Genomic DNA, 20,043 nt, shown 5'->3' with positions numbered 1-20,043 from the left:
TACGTCAGCCGGCGGTCGCCGACGGAGCTTCTCCACTCACTGTATGACCGAGGGAGTCCAGCAGCAGGTCAAGCAGCGCAACGGCGCCCGGCGCGTCGAGCGGTTCGTTGCCATTGCCACACTTGGGAGAGACGACACACGCCGGGCAGCCGCTGCCCGCGCACCCGCAGGAGGCGATCGTCTCGCGGGTCATCGCCAGCCACTGGCCGATCCGCTCGTGAGCGCGAGCAGCAAAACCTGCGCCTCCGGGATGCCCGTCGTAGACCATGATCGTCGGCAGCCCCGTCTGCGGGTGCAGGTCGGTCGAGACCCCGCCGATGTCCCACCGGTCGCAGGTCGCCAGCAGGGGCAGCATCCCGATCGCGGCGTGCTCGGCAGCGTGGGCGGCGCCCGGGACGTCGGCCTCGGAGACTCCCACCGCCGCCAGCGACTCGGGTGTCATCGTCCACCAGACGGCCCTCGTCGACAGGGTCCGCTCCGGCAGGTCCAGGTCGTGCCGACCGATGACCTCGCCGCTCGGCAGGCGCCGGAGGAATCCCGTCACCTGACGCCGCACGTCGACCCGGCCGAAGGAGATCCGCACCGGTCCGTGGTCGACGCCTTGGTCCTCCGCGACGATGTCGAAGGAGGAGACCGACTGCGCGTGCGTCGACCAGCCCGGATCCCCCTGGGTGACCGTGGCCGTCGCCTGCTCGAGGTCGAGGTCCGTGACGACGTAGGTGCGCCCCTGGTGCACGTGCACCGCGCCGGTGTGGGCCTGGGCGTGCGCCGAGCCCTCGTCGACCGTGCCGAGGATGCGACCGGACCTGCCCTCGACGATGCTCACCACGTCACCGATGCCGCGCAGGGAGACATGGTCCCCGGGCCGGTCCGGCCGGGTCCAGAACCACCCGCCGGGGCGGGCCCGCAGGACCCCGCGCGCGACGAGGACCTCGAGCACCCCGGCGAGCCCGTCGCCGAACCACCGGGTGTCGTCCATCGTCACCGGGATCTCCGCCGCGGCGCACGCGACGTGGGGGACGAGCACGTGGATGTTGTGCGGGTCGAGCACGCTCGTCTCGACGGGCGCCTCGAAGATCGCCTCCGGGTGCTCGACCACCCACGTGTCCAGAGGATCATCCGCGGCGAGCAGCACTGCGAGAGCGTCCTGCCCGTCGCGGCCAGCCCGACCGGCCTGCTGCCAGACCGAGGCCAGGCGGCCGGGCCACCCGGCGATGAGCACGACGTCGAGGCCAGCGATGTCGATGCCGAGCTCGAGGGCATTGGTCGCGGCGAGCCCGAGCAGGTCGCGCTCGCGCAACCGTCGCTCGATGATCCGGCGCTCCTCCGGGAGGTACCCGCCGCGGTAGGCAGCGATCCTCCCTTCGTCCACGATGCTCACCTGGCGTGACGCGGAGGAGGCGAGTGCCTCGACCCCCGCCCGGGAGCGGGCGAAGGCAAGCGTCTGCACATCCCTCCCCACGAGCTGCGCCATGAGCTCGGCGGCCTCGGTCGTGGGGGAGCGGCGGCTCCCTTCGTCGTCCTCCGGCGGCTGCCACAGGGCAAAGGTCAGCGCTCCGCGCGGGGACCCGTCGTGGGTCACCGCGAGGACGTCGTCCCCGATGAGTCGCGACGCGTGCCCGCCGGGCTCGCCGACGGTCGCCGACGCGAGGACGAAGACCGGGTCCGCGCCGTAGCGCCGCGCCACCCGCCGCAGCCGGCGCAGGAGCAGCGCGACGTGCGAGCCGAAGACGCCCCGGTAGACGTGGCACTCGTCGATGACGACATAGCGCAACCGCCGCAGCACGTGGGCCCAGTGCTCGTGCCCGGGCAGCAGCGAGTGGTGGACGAGATCGGGGTTGGTGAGGATCACGTCCGCGTGGTCGCGGATCCAGCGCCGCTCGTCCATCGGGGTGTCGCCGTCGTACGTGGCTGCCCGGATGCCCGGCACCGCCCACGACTGGATGCGGGCCAGCTGGTCGGCCGCCAGCGCCTTGGTCGGCGAGAGGTAGAGAGCGGTTGCGCCCCGCCCGTTGGCCGCGGACCTCCCGTCGAGCACCGCGGTGAGCGAAGGGAGGAGGTAGCCCAGTGACTTGCCCGAGGCCGTCCCCGTGGAGAGCACGACATGCTGTCCGTCGTGGGCTGTCTGCGCGGCCTGCGCCTGGTGCGACCAGAGCCGGTCGATGCCCGCCCCGGCCAGCGCCTGGCGCAGGGGAGGAGCCACCCAGTCGGGGAGCTCGGCATGCTCCGCAGGCCGCGCCGCGATGTGCTCGACATGGCGGACGCGGTCCTCGCGGCCCGCCGACAGGGCGGCGAGCAGATCGGGAGCCTGCGGACGGGTGCGGGACATGTGATCTACGGTAGGCGGATGCCGATCTCCGTCACGACCAGCGAAGCCGGAGAGGTCAACATCGTCCACGTCAGTGGTGAGATCGATGTGGCCTCTGCCGCCGTGCTCCGCGATGCCCTTGAGGCGCTCATCGCCGATGGACGCCGCCGTCTGACCCTCGACCTCGGGGGCGTCACCTTCATGGACTCCACCGGGCTGGGCATCGTCGTCGGCCGGCTGAAGAAGCTGACCCGCCACGGCGGGACGCTCACCGTCGTCGTGTCCCACGAGCGGGTGCTGCGCGTCTTCACCATCACCGGCCTCGACCGGCTCATCGACATCCATCCCGACCTCGAGGGTGCCGTCCGTGCGGCGGGGGCCGTCAGCGCCTGATCGCGCACTGACGCAGTCGGTGCGCTCGCTCCGCCCCGCGGAGGCTGCTGAGCAGTAGTGTGGGCCAACGGTCGTGCCGCCACGACGACGGTCCGGCCGTGACCCGCGTCCATCAAGGAGGATGGCATGGCAGGCACGCACACGACCGTGATCAGCGCTTCATCGATCGAGCTGGGCGGAGCCAACCTGGGGCTGGTCGGCGGCGTCGCCGTCGTCGGTCTCGTCGCCCTCGTGCTGGGGGTGGTCCTGCGGGGGCAGGTGCTCGCTGCCGGAGCCGGCACCGAGCGCATGCAAGAGATCGCCGGGGCGGTCGAGGAGGGGGCGCACGCCTACCTGCGGCGGCAGTTCCGCACCCTGGTCGTCTTCGTCGTCCTCGTCTTCCTGCTGCTCCTCCTGCTCCCGGCCGACTCGCAGGCCGTGCGATGGGGCCGATCCGGGTTCTTCATCCTCGGCGCCGCCTTCTCCGCGGCCATCGGCTACCTCGGGATGTCGCTCGCGGTCAAGGCCAATGTCCGTGTGGCAGAGGCGGCTCGCTCCACCGGGCGCGACGACGGGATGCGCATCGCCTTCCGCACCGGAGGCACCGTCGGCATGTTCACCGTCGGGCTCGGGCTGATCGGTGCCGCGGTCGTCGTCCTCGTCTACCGGGGTGACGCACCCAAGGTGCTCGAGGGATTCGGTTTCGGCGCAGCGCTGCTCGCGATGTTCATGCGCGTCGGTGGTGGCATCTTCACCAAGGCCGCCGACGTCGGCGCCGACCTCGTGGGCAAGGTCGAGGCCGGGATCCCCGAGGACGACCCCCGCAATGCGGCGACCATCGCCGACAACGTGGGCGACAACGTGGGCGACTGCGCGGGCATGGCCGCAGACCTCTTCGAGTCCTACGCCGTCATGCTCGTCGCGGCGCTCATCCTCGGCTCCGCGGCCTTCGGCGCCTACGGGCTGGTCTTCCCCCTGCTCATCCCCGCCATCGGGGCGGTGACCGCGATGATCGGCATCTTCATCACCAAGGCCCGCGCAGGCGAGTCAGCGCTCGACGCCATCAACCGGGGCTTCTACATCTCGGCAGTCATCTCGGCCGTGCTGTGCGCTGGCGCGGCCTACCTGTACCTGCCCGGCGCCTACGCCGACCTCGGCTCCACGGACGAGACCGTCGCCCAGCTCGTCGGCGACCCGCGTCGTGCTGCCCTGCTCGCGGTGATCCTCGGGATCGTCCTCGCCGCGGTCATCCTGCGGATGACCGGCTACTACACCGGCACCGACAAGCGGCCGACGATGGACGTCGCGCGCACCACCGAGACCGGGGCGGCCACCGTGATCCTCTCCGGCATCAGCCTCGGCCTCGAGTCGGCGGTCTACAAGGTCGTGACGATCGCCGTCGTCATCTACCTCGCCTTCCTCCTCGGCGGCTCGTCCGTGGTCCTCGGCCTCTTCTTCATCGCGCTGGCGGGCTGCGGGTTGCTGACCACGGTCGGTGTCATCGTCGCGATGGACACCTTCGGCCCCGTCTCCGACAACGCCCAGGGCATCGCCGAGATGTCCGGTGACGTCGACGAGGAGGCGGCGCAGATCCTCACCGAGCTCGACGCCGTCGGCAACACGACCAAGGCGATCACCAAGGGCATCGCCATCGCCACGGCGGTGCTCGCCGCCACCGCGCTCTTCGGCAGCTACACCGATGCCTGGCGCTCGGCGCTCAGCGGGATCGGTGAGGGCACGGTCAGCCCGCAACGGATCGCCGACCTCGAGCTCATGGTCAACACCCAGATCGTCTCGCCCGGGGTCCTCGTCGGCGTGCTCCTCGGCGGCGCGGTCGTCTTCCTCTTCTCCGGTCTGGCGATCAATGCCGTCACCGTCGCCGCCGGGTCGATCGTCCACGAGGTCCGTCGCCAGTTCCGCGAGCACCCCGGGATCATGGAGGGCACGGAAAAGCCCGAGTACGCGCGCGTCGTCGACATCTGCACCCGTGACTCGCTGAACAAGCTCGCGACCCCCGGCCTGCTCGCGGCGCTGACACCGATCATCGTCGGCTTCGGGCTCGGCATCGGGGCGCTCGCCGGCTTCCTCGCCGGAGCCATCGCGTGCGGTGCCCTCATGGCCGTCTTCCTCGCCAACTCCGGTGGGGCATGGGACAACGCGAAAAAGATCGTCGAGGACGGCAACCACGGTGGCAAGGGTTCGGCCGGACACGAGGCCGCGATCATCGGTGACACCGTCGGCGACCCCTTCAAGGACACCGCCGGTCCGGCCATCAACCCGCTGATCAAGGTGATGAACCTCGTCGCCGTCCTCATCGCGCCGGCCATCATCACCCTCTACCTCGGGGACAGCACCGACCAGCTGATCCGCTGGGGCATCGCTCTCGCGGCATTGTTCATCGTCGTCGTCGCCCTGGTCATCACCAAGCGCGACGACGTGGCGATGAGCAGCACCGAGGGTGAGGCCGCGGTCGAGCGGGTCTGAGCCGGGCGAGCGGGGCTAGGGTCGGGCACGTGACCTCCACGGCGACCCCGCGCACCGACCCAGCCCTGCTCGACTCCCTCCGGCAGGACCTCGCTGATGCCCCCTTCGGCGTCGATGAGGTCCGGGAGCGGCTCGGTGACCTGGCCACCCACGCGCTCGGTCGTGAGCAGACGCTCCCGGCCCGACGCGCGGTCGCGGGGGCCCGGGACCCGCTCGGGGTGCTCATCGGGTGCTTCGGGCTCGGGCTGCCCACGGCCGCAGACGATCTCGCGCGGGCGTTGCCTCGCACCGGGGTCACCGGCGCGGTCGCGCTCGGCATCGTCGAGCCCCACGGTGCCCACGTCGTCGCGACGTGCGACCTGCGGCCCTACGGCGACGACGAAGGCCGTTCGTGGTGGGTGGCCTCCGACCCGACCGACCACACCCGGACCGGGCCGCTGCCCGTCGACCACGTCCTCGGCATCGGTGGGGCCTCCTCGACCCTCGCGTCGTGGACCCCACGCACTCGGGTGGCCCGGGCCCTCGATGTCGGCACCGGCTGCGGGGTGCAGGCGCTGCATCTCTCCGGCCACGCCGACGCCGTCGTCGCCACCGACCTGTCACGACGAGCGCTGGGCTATGCGGGCTTCAACGCAGCGCTCAACCAGGCCGACTGGGACTTGCGCGAGGGCTCCTTCCTCGAGCCGGTCGCGGGCGAGTCCTTCGACCTCATCGTGAGCAATCCCCCCTTCGTCATCACACCGCGGACCGCGGGCGTGCCGCTCTACGAGTACCGCGACGGCGGCGCGGCGGGTGACGCCGTCGTCGAGGCGCTGACCAAGGGGGTCGGCGCCCACCTCGCCCCCGGTGGCGTGGCCCAGCTCCTCGGCAACTGGGAGACCGCGGCCGGGCAGGACTGGCGCGAGCGACTGGGGGAGTGGGCCGCGGCCAGCGGGCTCGACGCCTGGGTCGTGCAGCGCGATGTGCAGGACCCGGCGGAGTACGCCGAGCTGTGGTCCCGCGACGGCGGCCACCTGCCCGGGACCAGTGAGCACGAGGCGCTCGTCGGCGCCTGGCTCGACGACTTCGCGGCGCGCGGCGTCGAGCAGATCGGCTTCGGCATCATCACGCTGCACAAGCCGACGACGCAGCGCACCCCCTTCGTCGACCTCGTCGAGCTGACCGGGCCGGTGGCCTCCCCGATGGGACCGACCATCGCGGCGGGTCTCCTCGCTCGGGACCGCCTCGCGGGGCTCGACGACGACGCGCTGCTCGACACCGCGTGGCGCTGCGCGGACGACGTGACGACCGAGACGCATGCAGCACCCGGCGCCACCGACCCCCACGTCATCGTCCTGCGGCAGGGCGGCGGGCTGGCCCGCTCCATCCGCCTCGACACTCTGGACGCTGCGCTGGTCTCGGTGAGCGACGGTGAGCTCACCGCGCGCCAGTCGCTCACGGCCATCTCGGCGCTGCTCGACCTGCCGACCGGGGAGTCGCTCGCGGCAGGCGCCGCTCTCGTGCGGCGGCTGGCCGCGGACGGTCTGCTGCTGCCGGAGTGAGACGACGAAGGGCGGCCGGAGACCCGGCCGCCCTTCGTCAACAGGCCCGAGACGCTCGGGCCGGTCAGGTCATGACCCCATGGAGATCTTCCACGCGTCGTCGGCCTTGATCAGCTTGACGTCGTTTTCCTCGCCCTTGCTGTTCTTGACCTTGACGGTGGCGGTCTTCTCGTCCTCGGCGACCTCGGAGGAGAGGATCTCGATGTCGTCGGCGTTGATCTCGCCAGCGGCCTCGTCACCGCCGGCCTTCATGCCGTCGACGCAGTCCATGCCGCCCTCTTCCATGGTCTTGACCATGGCGGGGTCGATGCTGTCGCAGACCTTTTCGTAGTCCTTGTCCTCGAAGGCCTGGGCGAAGTCGGTGACCGCCTTCTCTGCGTCGTCCTCCGGGCTGCTGCCGCACGCGGCCAGACCGAGGACGAGGCCGCTCGTGGCGATGATGGTGGCGAACTTCTTCATGGGTGGGTCCTCCCCGTCGTGGCCCGGCAGTGCGCCAGGCGGTACTGGGGACGACCCTAACGAGGACGGTGCGACGCTGCGATGGGGAGCACTGCCCCGCGCAGGTGGCGCCGCTCACATCAGCTGAACTGCCACGAGCGCTTGGACAGACCGAACCAGAAGCCGTCGACAGCGGTGGTCCGCTGGGTGGCACCCGATGCCTCTGCCGCGCCGGCCGCGACGTAGAGCGGGGCCCAGTGCTCGGTGCGCGGGTGCGCCTCGTGGGCGGCCGGGGCAACCTCGAGCATCCGCTCGAGCGCATCGAGGTCGCCGGCGTCGACGGTCTCGGCAGCCCAGTGGTCGAACTCGCTGGAGGCGGTCGGTGGGGCGGTGTCCGCGCCGGCACGGGGGTTGAACCACCGCAGGTTGTGGGTGGTGAACCCCGAGCCGACGATGAGCGTGCCCTGCTCACGCAGGGGAGCGAGCGCGCGGCCGAGCTCGACCAGCTCGTGCGGGTCGAGGGTCGGCATCGACATCTGCAGCACCGGGACGTCCGCGTCGGGGTACATCTCGACGAGCGGCACGTAGGCGCCGTGGTCCAGGCCGCGGGTCTCGTCGCGCTGGACGTCGACCCCCTTCGCCCGGAGCAGGCCGGAGACGTCGTCGGCGAGGTCGGGAGCGAGGGGAGCGTCGTACTGCACGTCGTAGTAGTGCTGCGGGAACCCCCAGAAGTCGTAGGTCAGCGGCACCTTGCGCTGCGTCGGGCTGACCGTCACCGGAGCGTCCTCCCAGTGCGCGGAGATCATCAGGATGTTCTTCGGCGCCTCGAAGGAGCCCGACCAGCGGGCCAGCTCGGCGGTCCAGCGCGCGTCGCCGGCCAGCGGGGGAGCGCCATGGGACAGGAAGAGCACGGGAGGAGGTGTCATGCCAGCCATAATACTTGTACCTACAATTAAAATCAAGAAGAGGCCGTCCCGCCCCACCCGCGTTGCGAAGGGGGTGGACGGCTCGTAGTACGGTCGGCGCCAGATGCACCCCGACGTCGAAGCAGCGACGAATCCGCTGCACGTGGGGTCAGGAATGAGGCACGCATGACCACCAAGCTCGTCATCGTGGAGTCCCCCGCCAAGGCCAAGACCATCGCCGGGTACCTCGGCAAGGACTACGTCGTCGAGGCGTCGGTGGGACACATCCGCGACATCCCGACCCCCTCCGAGATGCCGGCGGACATGAAGAAGGGCCCCTTCGGCCGCTTCGGGATCAACATCGAGGAGGGCTTCGAGCCCTTCTACGTCGTCGACCCGGACAAGAAGAAGAAGGTCGCCGAGCTCAAGCGCCTGCTCAAGGACGCCGACACCCTCTACCTCGCCACGGATGAGGACCGCGAGGGGGAGGCCATCGCCTGGCACCTCCTCGAGACCCTCAAGCCCAAGGTCCCCGTCAAGCGGATGGTCTTCCACGAGATCACCAAGGAGGCCATCCAGCGCGCCGTCGAGGAGACCCGTGAGCTGGACATCGACCTCGTCAACGCCCAGGAGACGCGTCGCATCCTCGACCGCCTCTACGGCTACGAGGTCTCACCCGTCCTGTGGCGCAAGGTCAAGGCCGGCCTGTCCGCCGGTCGTGTCCAGTCCGTCGCGACCCGCATCGTCGTCGAGCGTGAGCGCGAGCGGATGGCCTTCAAGGTTGCCTCGTACTGGAGCGTCGAGGGCAAGTTCAGCTCCTCCTCCGCCCCCTTCGCCGCCCGGCTGGCCTCGCTCGACGGGACCAAGGTCGCCACCGGCAGCGACTTCGATGACACCGGCGCGCTCAAGGGCAACGCCCGCCAGCTCGACGAGCGGGCCGCGACCGCGGTCGCCGAGGCCACGATCGCCGCGGACGTCACCGTCTCCTCCGTCACGGAGAAGCCCTACACCCGCCGGCCGTACGCCCCCTTCACCACGTCGACGCTGCAGCAGGAGGCCGGCCGCAAGCTCGGCCTCGGCGCCAAGGCGGCCATGGGTGTCGCGCAGAAGCTGTACGAAAACGGCTACATCACCTACATGCGTACCGACAGCACCAACCTGTCGGGGTCCGCGATCTCGGCCGCTCGGGGCCAGGCCCGGGACATGTACGGCGCCGACTTCGTCCCGGAGTCGCCTCGCGTCTACGGCAAGAAGTCGAAGAACGCCCAGGAGGCGCACGAGGCGATCCGCCCCGCAGGTGACCGCTTCCGCACGCCGGCCCAGGTGGCCGGCGAGCTGCGCGGCGAGCAGTTCAAGCTCTACGAGCTGATCTGGAAGCGCACGATCGCTTCCCAGATGGCCGATGCCAAGGGCTCCACGGCGACGATCAAGCTGGGCGCCGACCTCGGCGGCTGCGAGGTCGCCAAGGCGGCCGAGTACTCCGCCTCCGGCACCGTCATCACCTTCAAGGGCTTCCTGGCCGCCTACGAGGAGGGCACGGACGAGCCGCGCGAGGCGAAGAAGGACGGCGAGGCGCGCCTGCCCAAGCTCTCCGAGGGTGCCGCTGTCGACGTCGCGGACGCCAGTGCCTCCGGCCACGAGACCTCGCCGCCGGCCCGCTACACCGAGGCCTCCCTCGTGAAGAAGATGGAAGAGCTCGGCATCGGCCGCCCCTCCACCTATGCCTCGACGATCAGCACCATCCAGGACCGCGGGTACGTGCGCAAGAAGGGGAGCGCGCTGGCCCCGACCTGGCTCGCCTTCGCCGTCACCCGGCTCATGGAGGTCCACTTCAGCCGCCTCGTCGACTACCGCTTCACGGCGTCGATGGAGGAGGACCTCGACGAGATCGCCTCCGGCTCTGCCGAGCGGGTGGCCTGGCTGCAGCGCTTCTACTACGGCGACGACCAGGGCAGCGAAGGGTTGGCCGCTCTCGTCTCCGACCTGGGCGACATCGACGCTCGCGCGATCTCGACGATCGACATCGGTGACGGGGTCGTGGTCCGGGTCGGTCGGTACGGCCCGTACGTCGAGGAGGTCGTGCCGAAGGGGGTCGACCCCGCGACGGGTGAGGTCACCGACGACAGCACGACGACGCCGGCGACCAAGCGGGCGACGATCAACGACGACGTGGCGCCCGACGAGCTGACGCCCGCGATGGCCCGCGAGTTCCTCGTGGCCGCGGCCGATGACGGTCGCGTGCTCGGGCAGGACCCCGAGACCGGTCGCGATGTCATCGTCAAGAACGGCCGCTACGGGCCCTTCGTCACCGAAGTGCTCGAGGAGGCCGCGGACGAGAAGCCCAAGCGCGGCAAGGCCAAGGTCAAGCCGCGCACGGCGTCCCTCTTCAAGAGCATGGACCCGGCGACGGTCGACCTGGAGCAGGCGCTGCGCCTGCTCTCCCTTCCCCGCACCATCGGCACCGTCACCGAGACCACGACGGCCGAGGACGGCACCGAGACGCAGAGCGAGGTGCCGATCACCGCGCAGAACGGCCGCTACGGCCCGTACCTGAAGAAGGGGACGGACTCGCGCTCGATCGAGACCGAGGAGCAGATCTTCGCGATGACGCTCGAGGAGGCGCTGGCGATCTACGCCCAGCCCAAGCAGCGGGGGCGGGCGGCTGCCAAACCGCCGCTGGCCGAGTTCGGCGAGGATCCGGTGAGCGGCAAGAAGGTCGTCGTCAAGGACGGACGCTTCGGTCCCTATGTCACCGACGGTGAGACAAATGCCACGCTGCGCCGCGACGACGAGCCCGAGACGCTCACTGCGGAGCGGGCCTATGAGCTCATCGCGGAGAAGCGCGCGAAGGGGCCCAGCACCCGCAAGAAGTCGGCGAAGAAGACGACCAAGAAGGCCGCGAAGAAGGCCGTGAAGAAGACGGCAGCCAAGAAGACCGCCAAGAAGACGGCGGCCAAGAAGGCCTGATCCGGGGGACAGCCCGGCAGCGGACACCGTTGCCGGGCTCGTTACTCGTGGGTATGGTCGCCTCGACCGCGCACCAGAGGAGCTGCCACATGGACTTGGACCCGTCCACCTTCGAGACGATGACTCCGCAGGAGTTCGCCCAGACCGTCAAGGCCATGTCCGACCAGGAGATCGCCGAGGTGATGCGCGGCGAGCACCGTCTGCCGATCCTGGACGCGATCTTTGCGCGGTTTCCCGAGCTCTTTCGCCCCGACAGGGCGGGCGGGCTGAGCAGCGTCATCCAGTTCCGCATCACGGGCGGCCCCGATGAGCGCCCGCACGACACCTACGAGATCGTCATCGACAACGGGGCCTGCAAGGTCTCGGACGTGCCCGGCGAGCAGTTCGACGCGTCGCTGATGATGGCGCCGACGGAGTTCACCAAGATCGCCACCGGTCGAGGCAACCCGACGATGCTCGTCATGCGCGGCAAGATCAAGGTCAAGGGCGACATCGCCACGGCCGCCAAGTTCCCCACCCTCTTCGACATCCCGAAGGCCTGATACTGCAATGAACCCCTTGATCATCGCCAAGACCATGGCCAAGCGCGGCATGCTCAACCCCGGGCCCCCTGTGGCCCAGGTCAAGCAGCTCACTGCCCTGAAGAAGTGGGGCTTCGGCCTCGCCGGCGAGCTGCGCCAGGCCGCCAACCGCTCCCCGGAGACGATCGCGGTGATCGACGAGACCCGTGGGGAGACGACCTACGCGCAGCTGCTGGCCAACTCCGAGAAGATCGCGGTCATCCTGGATGAGATGGGCTTCGGCCCCGGCGACCGCATCGGTCTGCTGGCCCGCAACCACGTGCAGGCCATCGAGGTCATGACCGCCACGGCCGCCGTCGGGATCGACCTGGTGCTGGGCAACACCGGTCTGGCCGGGCCGCAGCTGGCGGTCGTCACGGAGCAGCAGGGGATCAAGGCGCTCATCCACGACGACGAGTTCGCCGAGGTCGTCTCGCACCTGCCGGAGTCGATGCCCAAGGTCACCGAGACCGAGCTGGCCCGCCGCGTCGAGCAGACCGCGCGGCCCGACTCCCTTCCCGTCCCAGCCAAGGGGGGCCGCACGGTCATCCTCACGTCCGGGACGACCGGCACGCCCAAGGGTGCTGCCCGCAAGACCCCGGGCGGCTTCGGCCCGCTCATCTCCATCATCGACCGGATCCCGCTGAAGGCGCACGACCGGATCCTCATCTCCGCGCCGATCTTCCACACGTGGGGCTACGCCGCGATGCAGCTGTCGATGGCGCTGCGCGCCACGATCATCCTGCAGCGCCGCTTCCAGCCCGAGGCTGCGCGCGCTGCGCTCGACGAGATGCAGCCCGACGCGATGTTCGCCATCCCCGTCATGCTCCAGCGGATGATGGAGCTGCCGAGCGACCCGGCCGCTGGCTCGCTGCGCAGGCTGCGCGTCGTCGCGACCTCCGGCTCGGCCTACCCATCCGGGTTCACGACGAAGTTCATGGACGAGTACGGCGACGTCCTCTACAACCTCTACGGGTCCACCGAGGCCTCCTGGGTCTGCATCGCCACCCCGGAGCACATGCGGCGCAACGCCAACACCGCTGGCACCCCGCCCCTGGGCACCGTCGTCAAGATCCTCGACGAGGGCGGACGCGAGGTCGCCCCGGGCGACAAGGGTCGGATCTTCTGCGGCAACGAGCTCGTCTTCGACGGGTACACCAACGGCAACACCAAGGACTTCATCGACGGGCTCGTCTCGACCGGCGACATGGGGCATGTCGAGGGCGACCTGTACTTCGTCGACGGCCGTGACGACGACATGATCGTCAGCGGCGGCGAAAACGTCTATCCCATCGAGGTCGAGGGCCTGCTCGCCGAGCACCCTGCCGTGCGCGAGATCTCGGTCATCGGTGTCCCGGACCCCGACTTCGGCCAGCGGCTCGCGGCCTTCGTCGCGCTCAACGACGGGCACGAGCTGTCGGCCGACGAGCTCAAGGACCACGTGCGCGCCCACCGGGCCCGCCACTGCGTCCCGCGCGAGGTCGTCTTCATGGATGAGCTACCGCGCAACGCGACGGGCAAGATCCTCAACCGGGAGCTGCGCAAGCACTTCGCGTGAGGTGAGCTCCTCTTCGGTCTCGCTGGTTGGGGGCGAAGATGTGGTGTCGGCCCTAGGGCTCAGGCCGGGTCGTTGGTCGGGCACCTCGCGGGATCGACAGCCCGGCCTGAGTCATGAGTCGGGCATCCCCTCGCCTTCGCCCTCTTCTCCGGTTCCATCTGGCTACTTGCGGGTACGACGTGCACCTGTCGAGCAGTCGTGATGGCGTTCCCCGGAAATCCGGGACTCGCCGGCACGAGGCGACGCGAGGTGCACGTCGTACCCGCACGCAACTACGAAGGATCGGAGTGGCGATGCGGCTGTGGAGCCTGGATCCGAGCCAGCTGGACCGGGCGGCGCTGGTCTCGGGCTGGCGTGAGGGCCTGCTCGCCCAGGCGGTGCTGCTCGGGCGGACGAAGGGCTACACCCGCCACCCGCAGCTCGAGCGCTTCCGCGACCTCGACGAGCCAGTGACGGGCGTCGTCACCTGGCTGTCCGGACTCGCGGGCGAGGCGGACCAGCGGGGCTACCGCTTCGACCGCACACGCCTCGTGGGGGAGCCGAACCCCTCGTTGCGCATGACGGTCACCGCAGGACAGCTCGACCTCGAGCGGGCCCACCTGCTCGCCAAGTGCCGCGAGCGAGCCCCCGAGTGGGCCGCGCGTCTGGAGGGAGAGCCGGTGCGAGCGCACCCGATCTTCGACGTCGTGGACGGCCCGATCGCCTCGTGGGAGCGGGCCGTCCTGCCGTGAGGTCGGCTCAGGGCCGGACCCGGCTCACAGCCAGGCGCCGAAGGCGAGCGGCTCGCGGGTGAAGCGGTAGGTCGCCCAGTTGAAGTGGCTGACCGCACCAGACGCATCGCGCTGGACCCGCAGCAGCTCGCCGCTCTCACGACCGGAGATCGTGCGGTAGCGGTCGGGGCCCTCGGGCTCGATGACCGACGGCGGCTGCTCCTTGGGCTGACCTGCCACGCGTGCCTCGAGCTTGCCCTCCCGCACCGAGAGCACGAAGTGGGATCCCTCCGAGTACCAGTGCCCGAGCAGCGGGACGAGCTCCTCGGGGACGGTGGTGCCGGGCTGCCAGGGCTCGGGGACGACGGGCTCACGCTCGATCGCGATGGTGCCGAGATCGATGGCTGCGGTGCCGGGCGGGACGGGTGCAGAGTTGTTCATGAAGATCAGCCCCGTTGTCGCAGAGGCCCGCTCGGTGAAGACGCCGGTGATCGATCCCGGCCAACCGCCGGTGTGGCCGACCCAGGTGCGTCCCTCGTGGCGGACGAGCTGCAGCCCCAAGCCCCACGCTGAGGTCCAGCCGACCGTGTCCGCCATGACCTGTGGCTGGCACATCTCCTCGAGGGTGTCGGGGGAGAGGACCTCGTCCACCGGGGCCGCGATGAAGCCGCCCCACCGGGCCATGTCGGTGAGGGTCGAGCGCAGACCACCGGCCGGGTCCATGGCGTGCGCTTCGAAGACCGGCTCGTCGAGCGGGACATCGGCGAAGGGGGGCACGTAGTACCCCTTCGTCCGCCGCCCGGCCGGGACGGTCCCGGTGCGCGTCATCTCGAGCGGGTTGAGGATGCGGCGCCGGATCGAGTCCTCCCACGAGCACCCGTCGAGGCGGGAGATGATCTCGCCGAGGACGGAGAAGCCGAGGTTGGAGTAGTGCCACCGGTCGTGCGGACGGCCGACGCGCTCGGCCTCGGACCAGCCGGCGAGCAGTTCCTCGCGGCTGGGCATGACCATCGTGTCGAAGACATCGCCGATCGGCTCGCGCTGCATCCCGGAGGTGTGCGAGAGCAGCTGGCGGATCGTCACGCGCGCGTGCGAGCTGTCGGACAGGTGCGTCTCGACGGTGTCGTCGAGGTCGAGCCGGCCCTCGTCGCGCAGCGCCATGATCGCGACGGCGGTGAAGGTCTTGGAGTTGCTGGCGACGGCGTACTGGGTGTCCGCGTCCGGTGCGTCGCCGGGAGAGGCCAGGTCGATCGAGCCGATGCCGGTGGACCACTCCAGGGCCCCGGCGCGGGCGACACCGGCCGCGAGGCCCGGCACGCGGCCGTCGGTCTGGGCGGTCAGGGCGCGGAGGGTGAGGGCTCGGGTGGTCTCGTCGCTGAAACTCATGATCCCCAACGTATCGCCGGCTGGCGCCGGGTGTCCGACCGGTGCCATAGGGTCGACGACGTGACGGACAGTGGGTACTTCATCGCCTTCGAGGGCGGCGACGGCGCGGGCAAGTCGACGCAGGTGCGTCACCTCGTGGCGGCGCTCGAGGCGGCCGGCCGCGAGGTCGTCGTGACCCGCCAGCCCGGTGGCACGACGCTCGGCTCCGCGCTGCGTGACCTCGTGCTGCACGGCGAGGCCATCACGCCGCGCGCCGAAGCGCTGATCTTTGCCGCCGACAAGGCCCAGCACGTGCAGGAGGTGATCCTCCCTTCGCTCGCCCGCGGAGCGGTGGTCGTCACCGATCGCTACACCGATTCCTCGGTCGCCTACCAGGGCGCCGGGCGCTCGCTGGGCGCGCAGGAGGTCGCCGACCTGCAGTCCTGGGCCGTCGGTGGGCTGACTCCGCACCTCACCGTGCTCGTCGACGTCGACCCGAGCGAAGGGAGGCGACGTCGCGGTGGCACGCACGACCGGATGGAGTCGGAGGCCGACGCCTTCCACACCGCGGTCCGCGAGCACTTCCTCGCCATGGCGCATGGAGCCCCTGAGCGGTACCTCGTCGTCGACGGCTCTGCCCGGGCCGAGGAGATCGCCGCGCAGGTCCTCCAGCGGCTGGCTCAGGAGGGGCTGTTGTGAGCGTCCCGGCAGCAGGGCAGCAGGCCCCGATCTGGCGCGATGTCGTCGGCCAGTCCGAGACCATCGACACCCTGCAGCGGGCTGTCAGCGACGCCGCCGCGATGACCCATGCCTGGCTCTTCACCGGCCCTCCCGGATCCGGACGCTCCACGGCGGCGCGGGCCTTCGCCGGGGCCCTGCTGTGTCCCGCCGGCGGCTGCGGCGACTGTCGGGAGTGCCGGACCGCGCTCGACGGGACGCACGCCGATGTCGACCTGCTGGCCACGGAGGCGCTCTCGATCGGCGTCGCCGCGACCCGTGACCTCGTCCAGCTGGCGGGCCGGTCGCCGAGCGTCGGTCGCTACCGGATCATCCTCATCGAGGATGCGGACCGTCTGACCGAGCAGTCGGGCAATGCGCTGCTCAAGGCGCTCGAGGAGCCGACGCCCCGGACCGTGTGGCTGCTGTGCGCCCCGAGCCTCGAGGACGTGCTCATCACGGTGCGCTCGCGCTCGCGGCACGTGCGGCTGCGCACGCCGCCCGTCGCCGAGGTCGCCAAGTTGCTGCAGCGTCGCGACGGCATCGACCCCGGGATGGCCACCTATGCCGCGCGGGCCGCGCAGAGCCACATCGGGTTGGCCAAGCGACTGGCCACCGACGAGGGCGCGCGCATCCGTCGGCGCGACACGATCACGATGGCTGCGCGCATCCGTGGGGTCTCCGACGCCGTCGGGGCCGCCGCCGACCTGCTCCAGATCGCAGAGCAGGAGCGCGATCGCACCCTCGAGACCCGGGGTGCTGCCGAGAAGCAGCGCCTGCTCGAGACCCTCGGCGCCGACCCGAGCGCACGGACGCAGCCGCCGCACGTGCGGGCGCAGGTCTCTGCGCTGGAGAAGGAGCAAAAGACCCGAGCCACCCGCTTCACCCGCGACATGATCGACCGCGCCCTCGTCGATCTGCTGTCGGTCTACCGCGACGCACTCGTCCAGCTCGCCGGGTCACCCGTGGCCCTGGTCAACGAGGACGCTAGGCCGGTCGTCGAGGAGGTTGCGCGCTCCTTCAGCGGCGAGGGCCTGCTCATCGCCATGGAGGCGATCGCCACCGCTCGCGATCGCATCGCGGCCAATGTCGCGCCGCTCCTCGCGCTCGAGGCCATGGCGGTCTCGCTGCAGCTGCCCGCGCGTCGATAGGTGGGCGGCGGCTTCCATCCGTCGGTGCGGCCCGTCGCCTTCGTGCCGGGCCCTGCCGCGCAGGTAGCGTCTGCGCCATGAGTCTTCGCGTGAGCCGCTCCCCTTCGAGGCTCGTCCCTCGCACCTCACGACGACGCCTTCGTGTCGCTGCGATGTCGGTGGCACTGCTCCTGCCGGTGGCGGGCTGCTCGCTCTTCGAGCCCGACACCGCGCCGACGGGCCTGTCGTCAGGGGACCGGACGCCGCCCAAGGGGACGCACGGGCTGGAGCCCTTCTACGACCAGGAGCTCGAGTGGGGGGACTGCGAGCGCGGGGCGGGGGAGTGCGCGCAGCTCAAGGTGCCGGTGGACTACGAGGACCCGGAGGGCGAGACGATCGAGATCGCCATCCTGCGGATGAAGGCCAAGAAGGAGGCCGCGGCGTCGCTCGTCGTCAACCCGGGAGGTCCCGGCGGGTCGGGTGTCGACTACGCAGCTGCGGCGGACTATGTCGTCAGCGAGCAGATCCGGCGCAACTTCGACATCGTGGGCTTCGATCCCAGGGGCGTGGCGCGCTCGTCGCCGGTCGACTGCCTGAGCGACGAGGACATGGACGACTACCTGGCCAAGGACCCGACGCCCGACACCCCGGAGGAGCGGACGGCGGACGACGCGGAGCAGAAGACCTTCGCGGAGGGCTGCACGACCAAGAGCGGTGACCTCCTCGGGCACGTCTCCACGGCTGAGGCAGCCCGCGACATGGACGTGCTCCGTGCGGTGCTCGGCGACGGCAAGCTGACCTACCTCGGCAAGTCCTACGGCACCTACCTCGGGGCGACCTATGCAGAGCTCTTCCCCGACCGGGCAGGGCGTCTCGTGCTCGACGGGGTCATACCTCCCGACGCGACAGCGGAGGACGTCGTCATCGGTCAGGCCAAGGGCTTTGATCGGGCGACCAAGGCATGGGCCCAGGACTGCGTGGACAACGACTGCTCGCTCGGCAACAGCGTCGACGAGGTCGTCAGGACCATGGAGGACCTGCTCGAGGAGCTCGATGCCTCGCCGCTGCCGGCCTCCGCGGGCATCGAGCTGACCGAGGGGTGGGCGACGTGGGGGATCGCGCAGGCCCTCTACGACCAGGGCATGTGGTCGCAGCTGACCGACGCCCTCGTGAGCGCCGAGGACGGTGACGGCGGACCGCTCAGCGAGCTCGGTCGCACCTACGCCGGTCGGGACGCGGGCGGTCAGTACGCCTCCAACCTCCTGGAGGCGCTCCCGGCCGTCAACTGCCTCGACCGGGGGGAGAAGGACGTCGACAAGGCGGCGCTCATCGACAAGGCGGTCGAGGCCGCACCGATCTGGGGCCGCGCGCTGGCCTCGGAGTCCCCGTGCCCTCAGTGGCCTCTGGCGGCGACCAACACGCCCCACACGGTCGACGCGAAGGGAGCCGACCCGATCCTCGTCGTCGGCACCACCCGCGACCCGGCAACTCCCTACGAGTGGGCCGAGCAGCTCAACGACCAGCTGGCAGACTCCGCGCTCATCACCCACGAGGGGGATGGCCACACTGCGTACATGCGGCAGAACGACTGTGTCGACAAGGCGGTGGACCAGTACTGGCTCACCGGCAAGACGCCTGATGGGGACGCGCTGACCTGCGCGGAGTGAGCGTGCTGTCCGGGACGGCTCGTCAGTGCATGTGGGCCACGAGGCCCAGCCACGAGAAGCCGAGGTCGATGTCCGGCTCCACCGTCGGGTCCTCCCACGGCACCTGGTTCTTCTTCTGCACGTAGTGGTTGGTCACCGGCGTGCTGGGTGCAGGCGCTGCGCCCGAGACGGCAGCCTCGACGGCCTCGACGTACTTGCCGGCCGCCGTCTTGTTGAACTTGCCGTCCATCAGGGCCTTGCGGGTGCGCGGGTCGGACCCGACCACGACGTGCAGCTGGCCCTTGCCGTCCTGCTCATCGACCCCGACGACGAAGATCTTGGGGTTGGACATCTTGGACTTCTCCAGCGCCACGAGCCTTCGCCCCTGGGTGTGGACAGCGAGGATCTGCAGGTTCTTCGTGTTCTGCACGACGCCGAGGGCGCTGTCGAAGACTGCGTCTGCGGGAGCAGGGAAGGGCGTGTCGATCTGGTGAGGTGCGCGCATGAGTGGGCCTCTCTGGAGTCGGGTTGTTCCAGTGAGGCTATCCGCATCCCCCATGGATCCAGGGTCGTGAGGCGGGCCCCGTCGGGCCGGCGTGCGACGTGGCAGTTCGTGGACGAAGGTGGGCCAGCTCTTGGGACCCATGGGTCAGAATGCGTGGGTGACCTCACCACGTCGGCACGTCAAGAACGCCACAGGCTTCGTGCTGGTGTGGCTCATCGCCAAGGTGGCCCACCGGGTGCGATTCCGGGCGGGAGGGATCCCCCGCACCGGGCCAGTGATCGTCGTGGCCAATCACCTCACGATGAGCGACCCGCTCGCCGTGGCGCGAGTGGCGATCGGGCATCGCCGCTTCCCGCATTTCCTCGTGATGCAGGAGGTCTTCGGCTGGCCGGGTGTCGGCGCGCTGGCGCGAGCCACCGGGCAGATCCCGGTGGCGAGAGGTTCGGCGTCAGCGGGCGATGCCCTCGACCGCGCCTCCGAGTTGCTCGGCCGGGACGCGCTCGTCGCGCTCTACCCCGAAGGGCGACTCACGACTGAGCCCGACCGGATGCCGGGGCCCGCGCGGACCGGTGCCGCTCGTCTCGCCCTGCGTCACCCCGAGGCAGTCGTGATCCCGATCGGCACGTGGGGACCCCAGCAGGGGCACCACCACCTCTGGCACCGTCACACGGCGTGCCTGTCCGTCGGCCCCCGCCTCGATCTGTCAGCGTGGGCCGGTCGCACCGACGATGCTGCTGCTCGCGAGGTCACCGACGTCGTCATGGACGCCATCCGTACTGAGATCGCGCACGCCAAGCAGATGTGGAGTGAGCGCTAGCGACACCGACACGTCACTGG

Annotated in this window: 16 protein-coding genes; 11 read left to right on the top strand and 5 right to left on the bottom strand. The window is 70.4% G+C overall.

The window, feature by feature from the left end:
- Positions 1-4: 4 nt before the first annotated feature.
- Complete coding sequence (locus JLI01S_RS09755; protein ID WP_068263895.1) at positions 5-2,329, bottom strand: DEAD/DEAH box helicase; 2,325 nt, start codon at positions 2,327-2,329, stop codon at positions 5-7.
- Between the two features lie 18 nt (positions 2,330-2,347).
- Here JLI01S_RS09755 and JLI01S_RS09750 point away from each other — a divergent pair, with 18 nt between their 5' ends.
- The 3 genes from JLI01S_RS09750 (at position 2,348) to JLI01S_RS09740 (ending at position 6,705) form a co-directional block, all read left to right on the top strand.
- On the top strand, positions 2,348-2,701 hold the full coding sequence (locus JLI01S_RS09750; RefSeq protein ID WP_068263957.1) for an STAS domain-containing protein: 354 nt from the start codon (positions 2,348-2,350) through the stop codon (positions 2,699-2,701).
- A 126-nt stretch (positions 2,702-2,827) separates the two neighbouring features.
- Entirely contained in the window at positions 2,828-5,164 is a 2,337-nt protein-coding gene (locus JLI01S_RS09745; RefSeq protein ID WP_068263891.1) for a sodium-translocating pyrophosphatase, read from the top strand.
- A 29-nt stretch (positions 5,165-5,193) separates the two neighbouring features.
- Positions 5,194-6,705: a N5-glutamine methyltransferase family protein gene (locus JLI01S_RS09740; protein WP_068263888.1), complete on the top strand. Its 1,512-nt coding sequence runs from the start codon at positions 5,194-5,196 to the stop codon at positions 6,703-6,705.
- Between the two features lie 69 nt (positions 6,706-6,774).
- On the opposite strand, the gene JLI01S_RS09735 is transcribed toward JLI01S_RS09740, so the two are convergent.
- Together JLI01S_RS09735 and JLI01S_RS09730 are read right to left on the bottom strand one after the other, a co-directional pair.
- Positions 6,775-7,164 (bottom strand): DUF4878 domain-containing protein, encoded by a 390-nt coding sequence (locus JLI01S_RS09735; protein WP_068263884.1) that lies wholly within the window; start codon positions 7,162-7,164, stop codon positions 6,775-6,777.
- A gap of 119 nt (positions 7,165-7,283) precedes the next feature.
- Positions 7,284-8,078 (bottom strand): dioxygenase family protein, encoded by a 795-nt coding sequence (locus JLI01S_RS09730; protein ID WP_157074899.1) that lies wholly within the window; start codon positions 8,076-8,078, stop codon positions 7,284-7,286.
- Positions 8,079-8,234: 156 nt separating this feature from the next.
- Between JLI01S_RS09730 and topA the strand changes: the two genes are divergently transcribed.
- From topA to JLI01S_RS09710, 4 genes are all read left to right on the top strand, one after another.
- Positions 8,235-11,015: a type I DNA topoisomerase gene (gene topA / locus JLI01S_RS09725; RefSeq protein ID WP_068263878.1), complete on the top strand. Its 2,781-nt coding sequence runs from the start codon at positions 8,235-8,237 to the stop codon at positions 11,013-11,015.
- Positions 11,016-11,104: 89 nt separating this feature from the next.
- Complete coding sequence (locus tag JLI01S_RS09720) at positions 11,105-11,557, top strand: SCP2 sterol-binding domain-containing protein (RefSeq protein WP_068263874.1); 453 nt, start codon at positions 11,105-11,107, stop codon at positions 11,555-11,557.
- A gap of 7 nt (positions 11,558-11,564) precedes the next feature.
- Entirely contained in the window at positions 11,565-13,133 is a 1,569-nt protein-coding gene (locus JLI01S_RS09715) for an AMP-binding protein (RefSeq protein WP_068263871.1), read from the top strand.
- A 293-nt stretch (positions 13,134-13,426) separates the two neighbouring features.
- Positions 13,427-13,864: a pyrimidine dimer DNA glycosylase/endonuclease V gene (locus JLI01S_RS09710; protein ID WP_068263954.1), complete on the top strand. Its 438-nt coding sequence runs from the start codon at positions 13,427-13,429 to the stop codon at positions 13,862-13,864.
- A gap of 24 nt (positions 13,865-13,888) precedes the next feature.
- On the opposite strand, the gene JLI01S_RS09705 is transcribed toward JLI01S_RS09710, so the two are convergent.
- The gene (locus tag JLI01S_RS09705; RefSeq protein WP_068263868.1) at positions 13,889-15,229 is read right to left on the bottom strand and encodes a serine hydrolase domain-containing protein; all 1,341 of its coding nucleotides are present in this window, start codon (positions 15,227-15,229) and stop codon (positions 13,889-13,891) included.
- Between the two features lie 60 nt (positions 15,230-15,289).
- Between JLI01S_RS09705 and tmk the strand changes: the two genes are divergently transcribed.
- From tmk to JLI01S_RS09690, 3 genes are all read left to right on the top strand, one after another.
- Positions 15,290-15,907, top strand: a complete 618-nt coding sequence (gene tmk / locus JLI01S_RS09700) for a dTMP kinase (RefSeq protein WP_068263867.1) — start codon at positions 15,290-15,292, stop codon at positions 15,905-15,907.
- Entirely contained in the window at positions 15,904-17,076 is a 1,173-nt protein-coding gene (locus JLI01S_RS09695; protein ID WP_068263866.1) for a DNA polymerase III subunit delta', read from the top strand. The genes tmk and JLI01S_RS09695 overlap by 4 nt, the downstream gene beginning before the upstream one ends.
- A gap of 77 nt (positions 17,077-17,153) precedes the next feature.
- Complete coding sequence (locus JLI01S_RS09690) at positions 17,154-18,722, top strand: alpha/beta hydrolase (protein WP_084349342.1); 1,569 nt, start codon at positions 17,154-17,156, stop codon at positions 18,720-18,722.
- Positions 18,723-18,744: 22 nt separating this feature from the next.
- Here the strand turns inward: JLI01S_RS09690 and JLI01S_RS09685 are convergent, their stop codons facing one another.
- Complete coding sequence (locus tag JLI01S_RS09685; RefSeq protein WP_068263863.1) at positions 18,745-19,206, bottom strand: hypothetical protein; 462 nt, start codon at positions 19,204-19,206, stop codon at positions 18,745-18,747.
- A 157-nt stretch (positions 19,207-19,363) separates the two neighbouring features.
- Between JLI01S_RS09685 and JLI01S_RS09680 the strand changes: the two genes are divergently transcribed.
- The gene (locus tag JLI01S_RS09680) at positions 19,364-20,023 is read left to right on the top strand and encodes a lysophospholipid acyltransferase family protein (protein WP_068263948.1); all 660 of its coding nucleotides are present in this window, start codon (positions 19,364-19,366) and stop codon (positions 20,021-20,023) included.
- The last annotated feature ends 20 nt before the right edge of the window (positions 20,024-20,043 follow it).

The organism is Janibacter limosus NBRC 16128 (genome assembly GCF_001570985.1).
Taxonomy (GTDB): Bacteria; Actinomycetota; Actinomycetes; order Actinomycetales; family Dermatophilaceae; genus Janibacter; species Janibacter limosus.
Note: the sequence above shows the minus strand (reverse complement) of the source record. Positions and strands in the feature narration are given on the sequence as shown.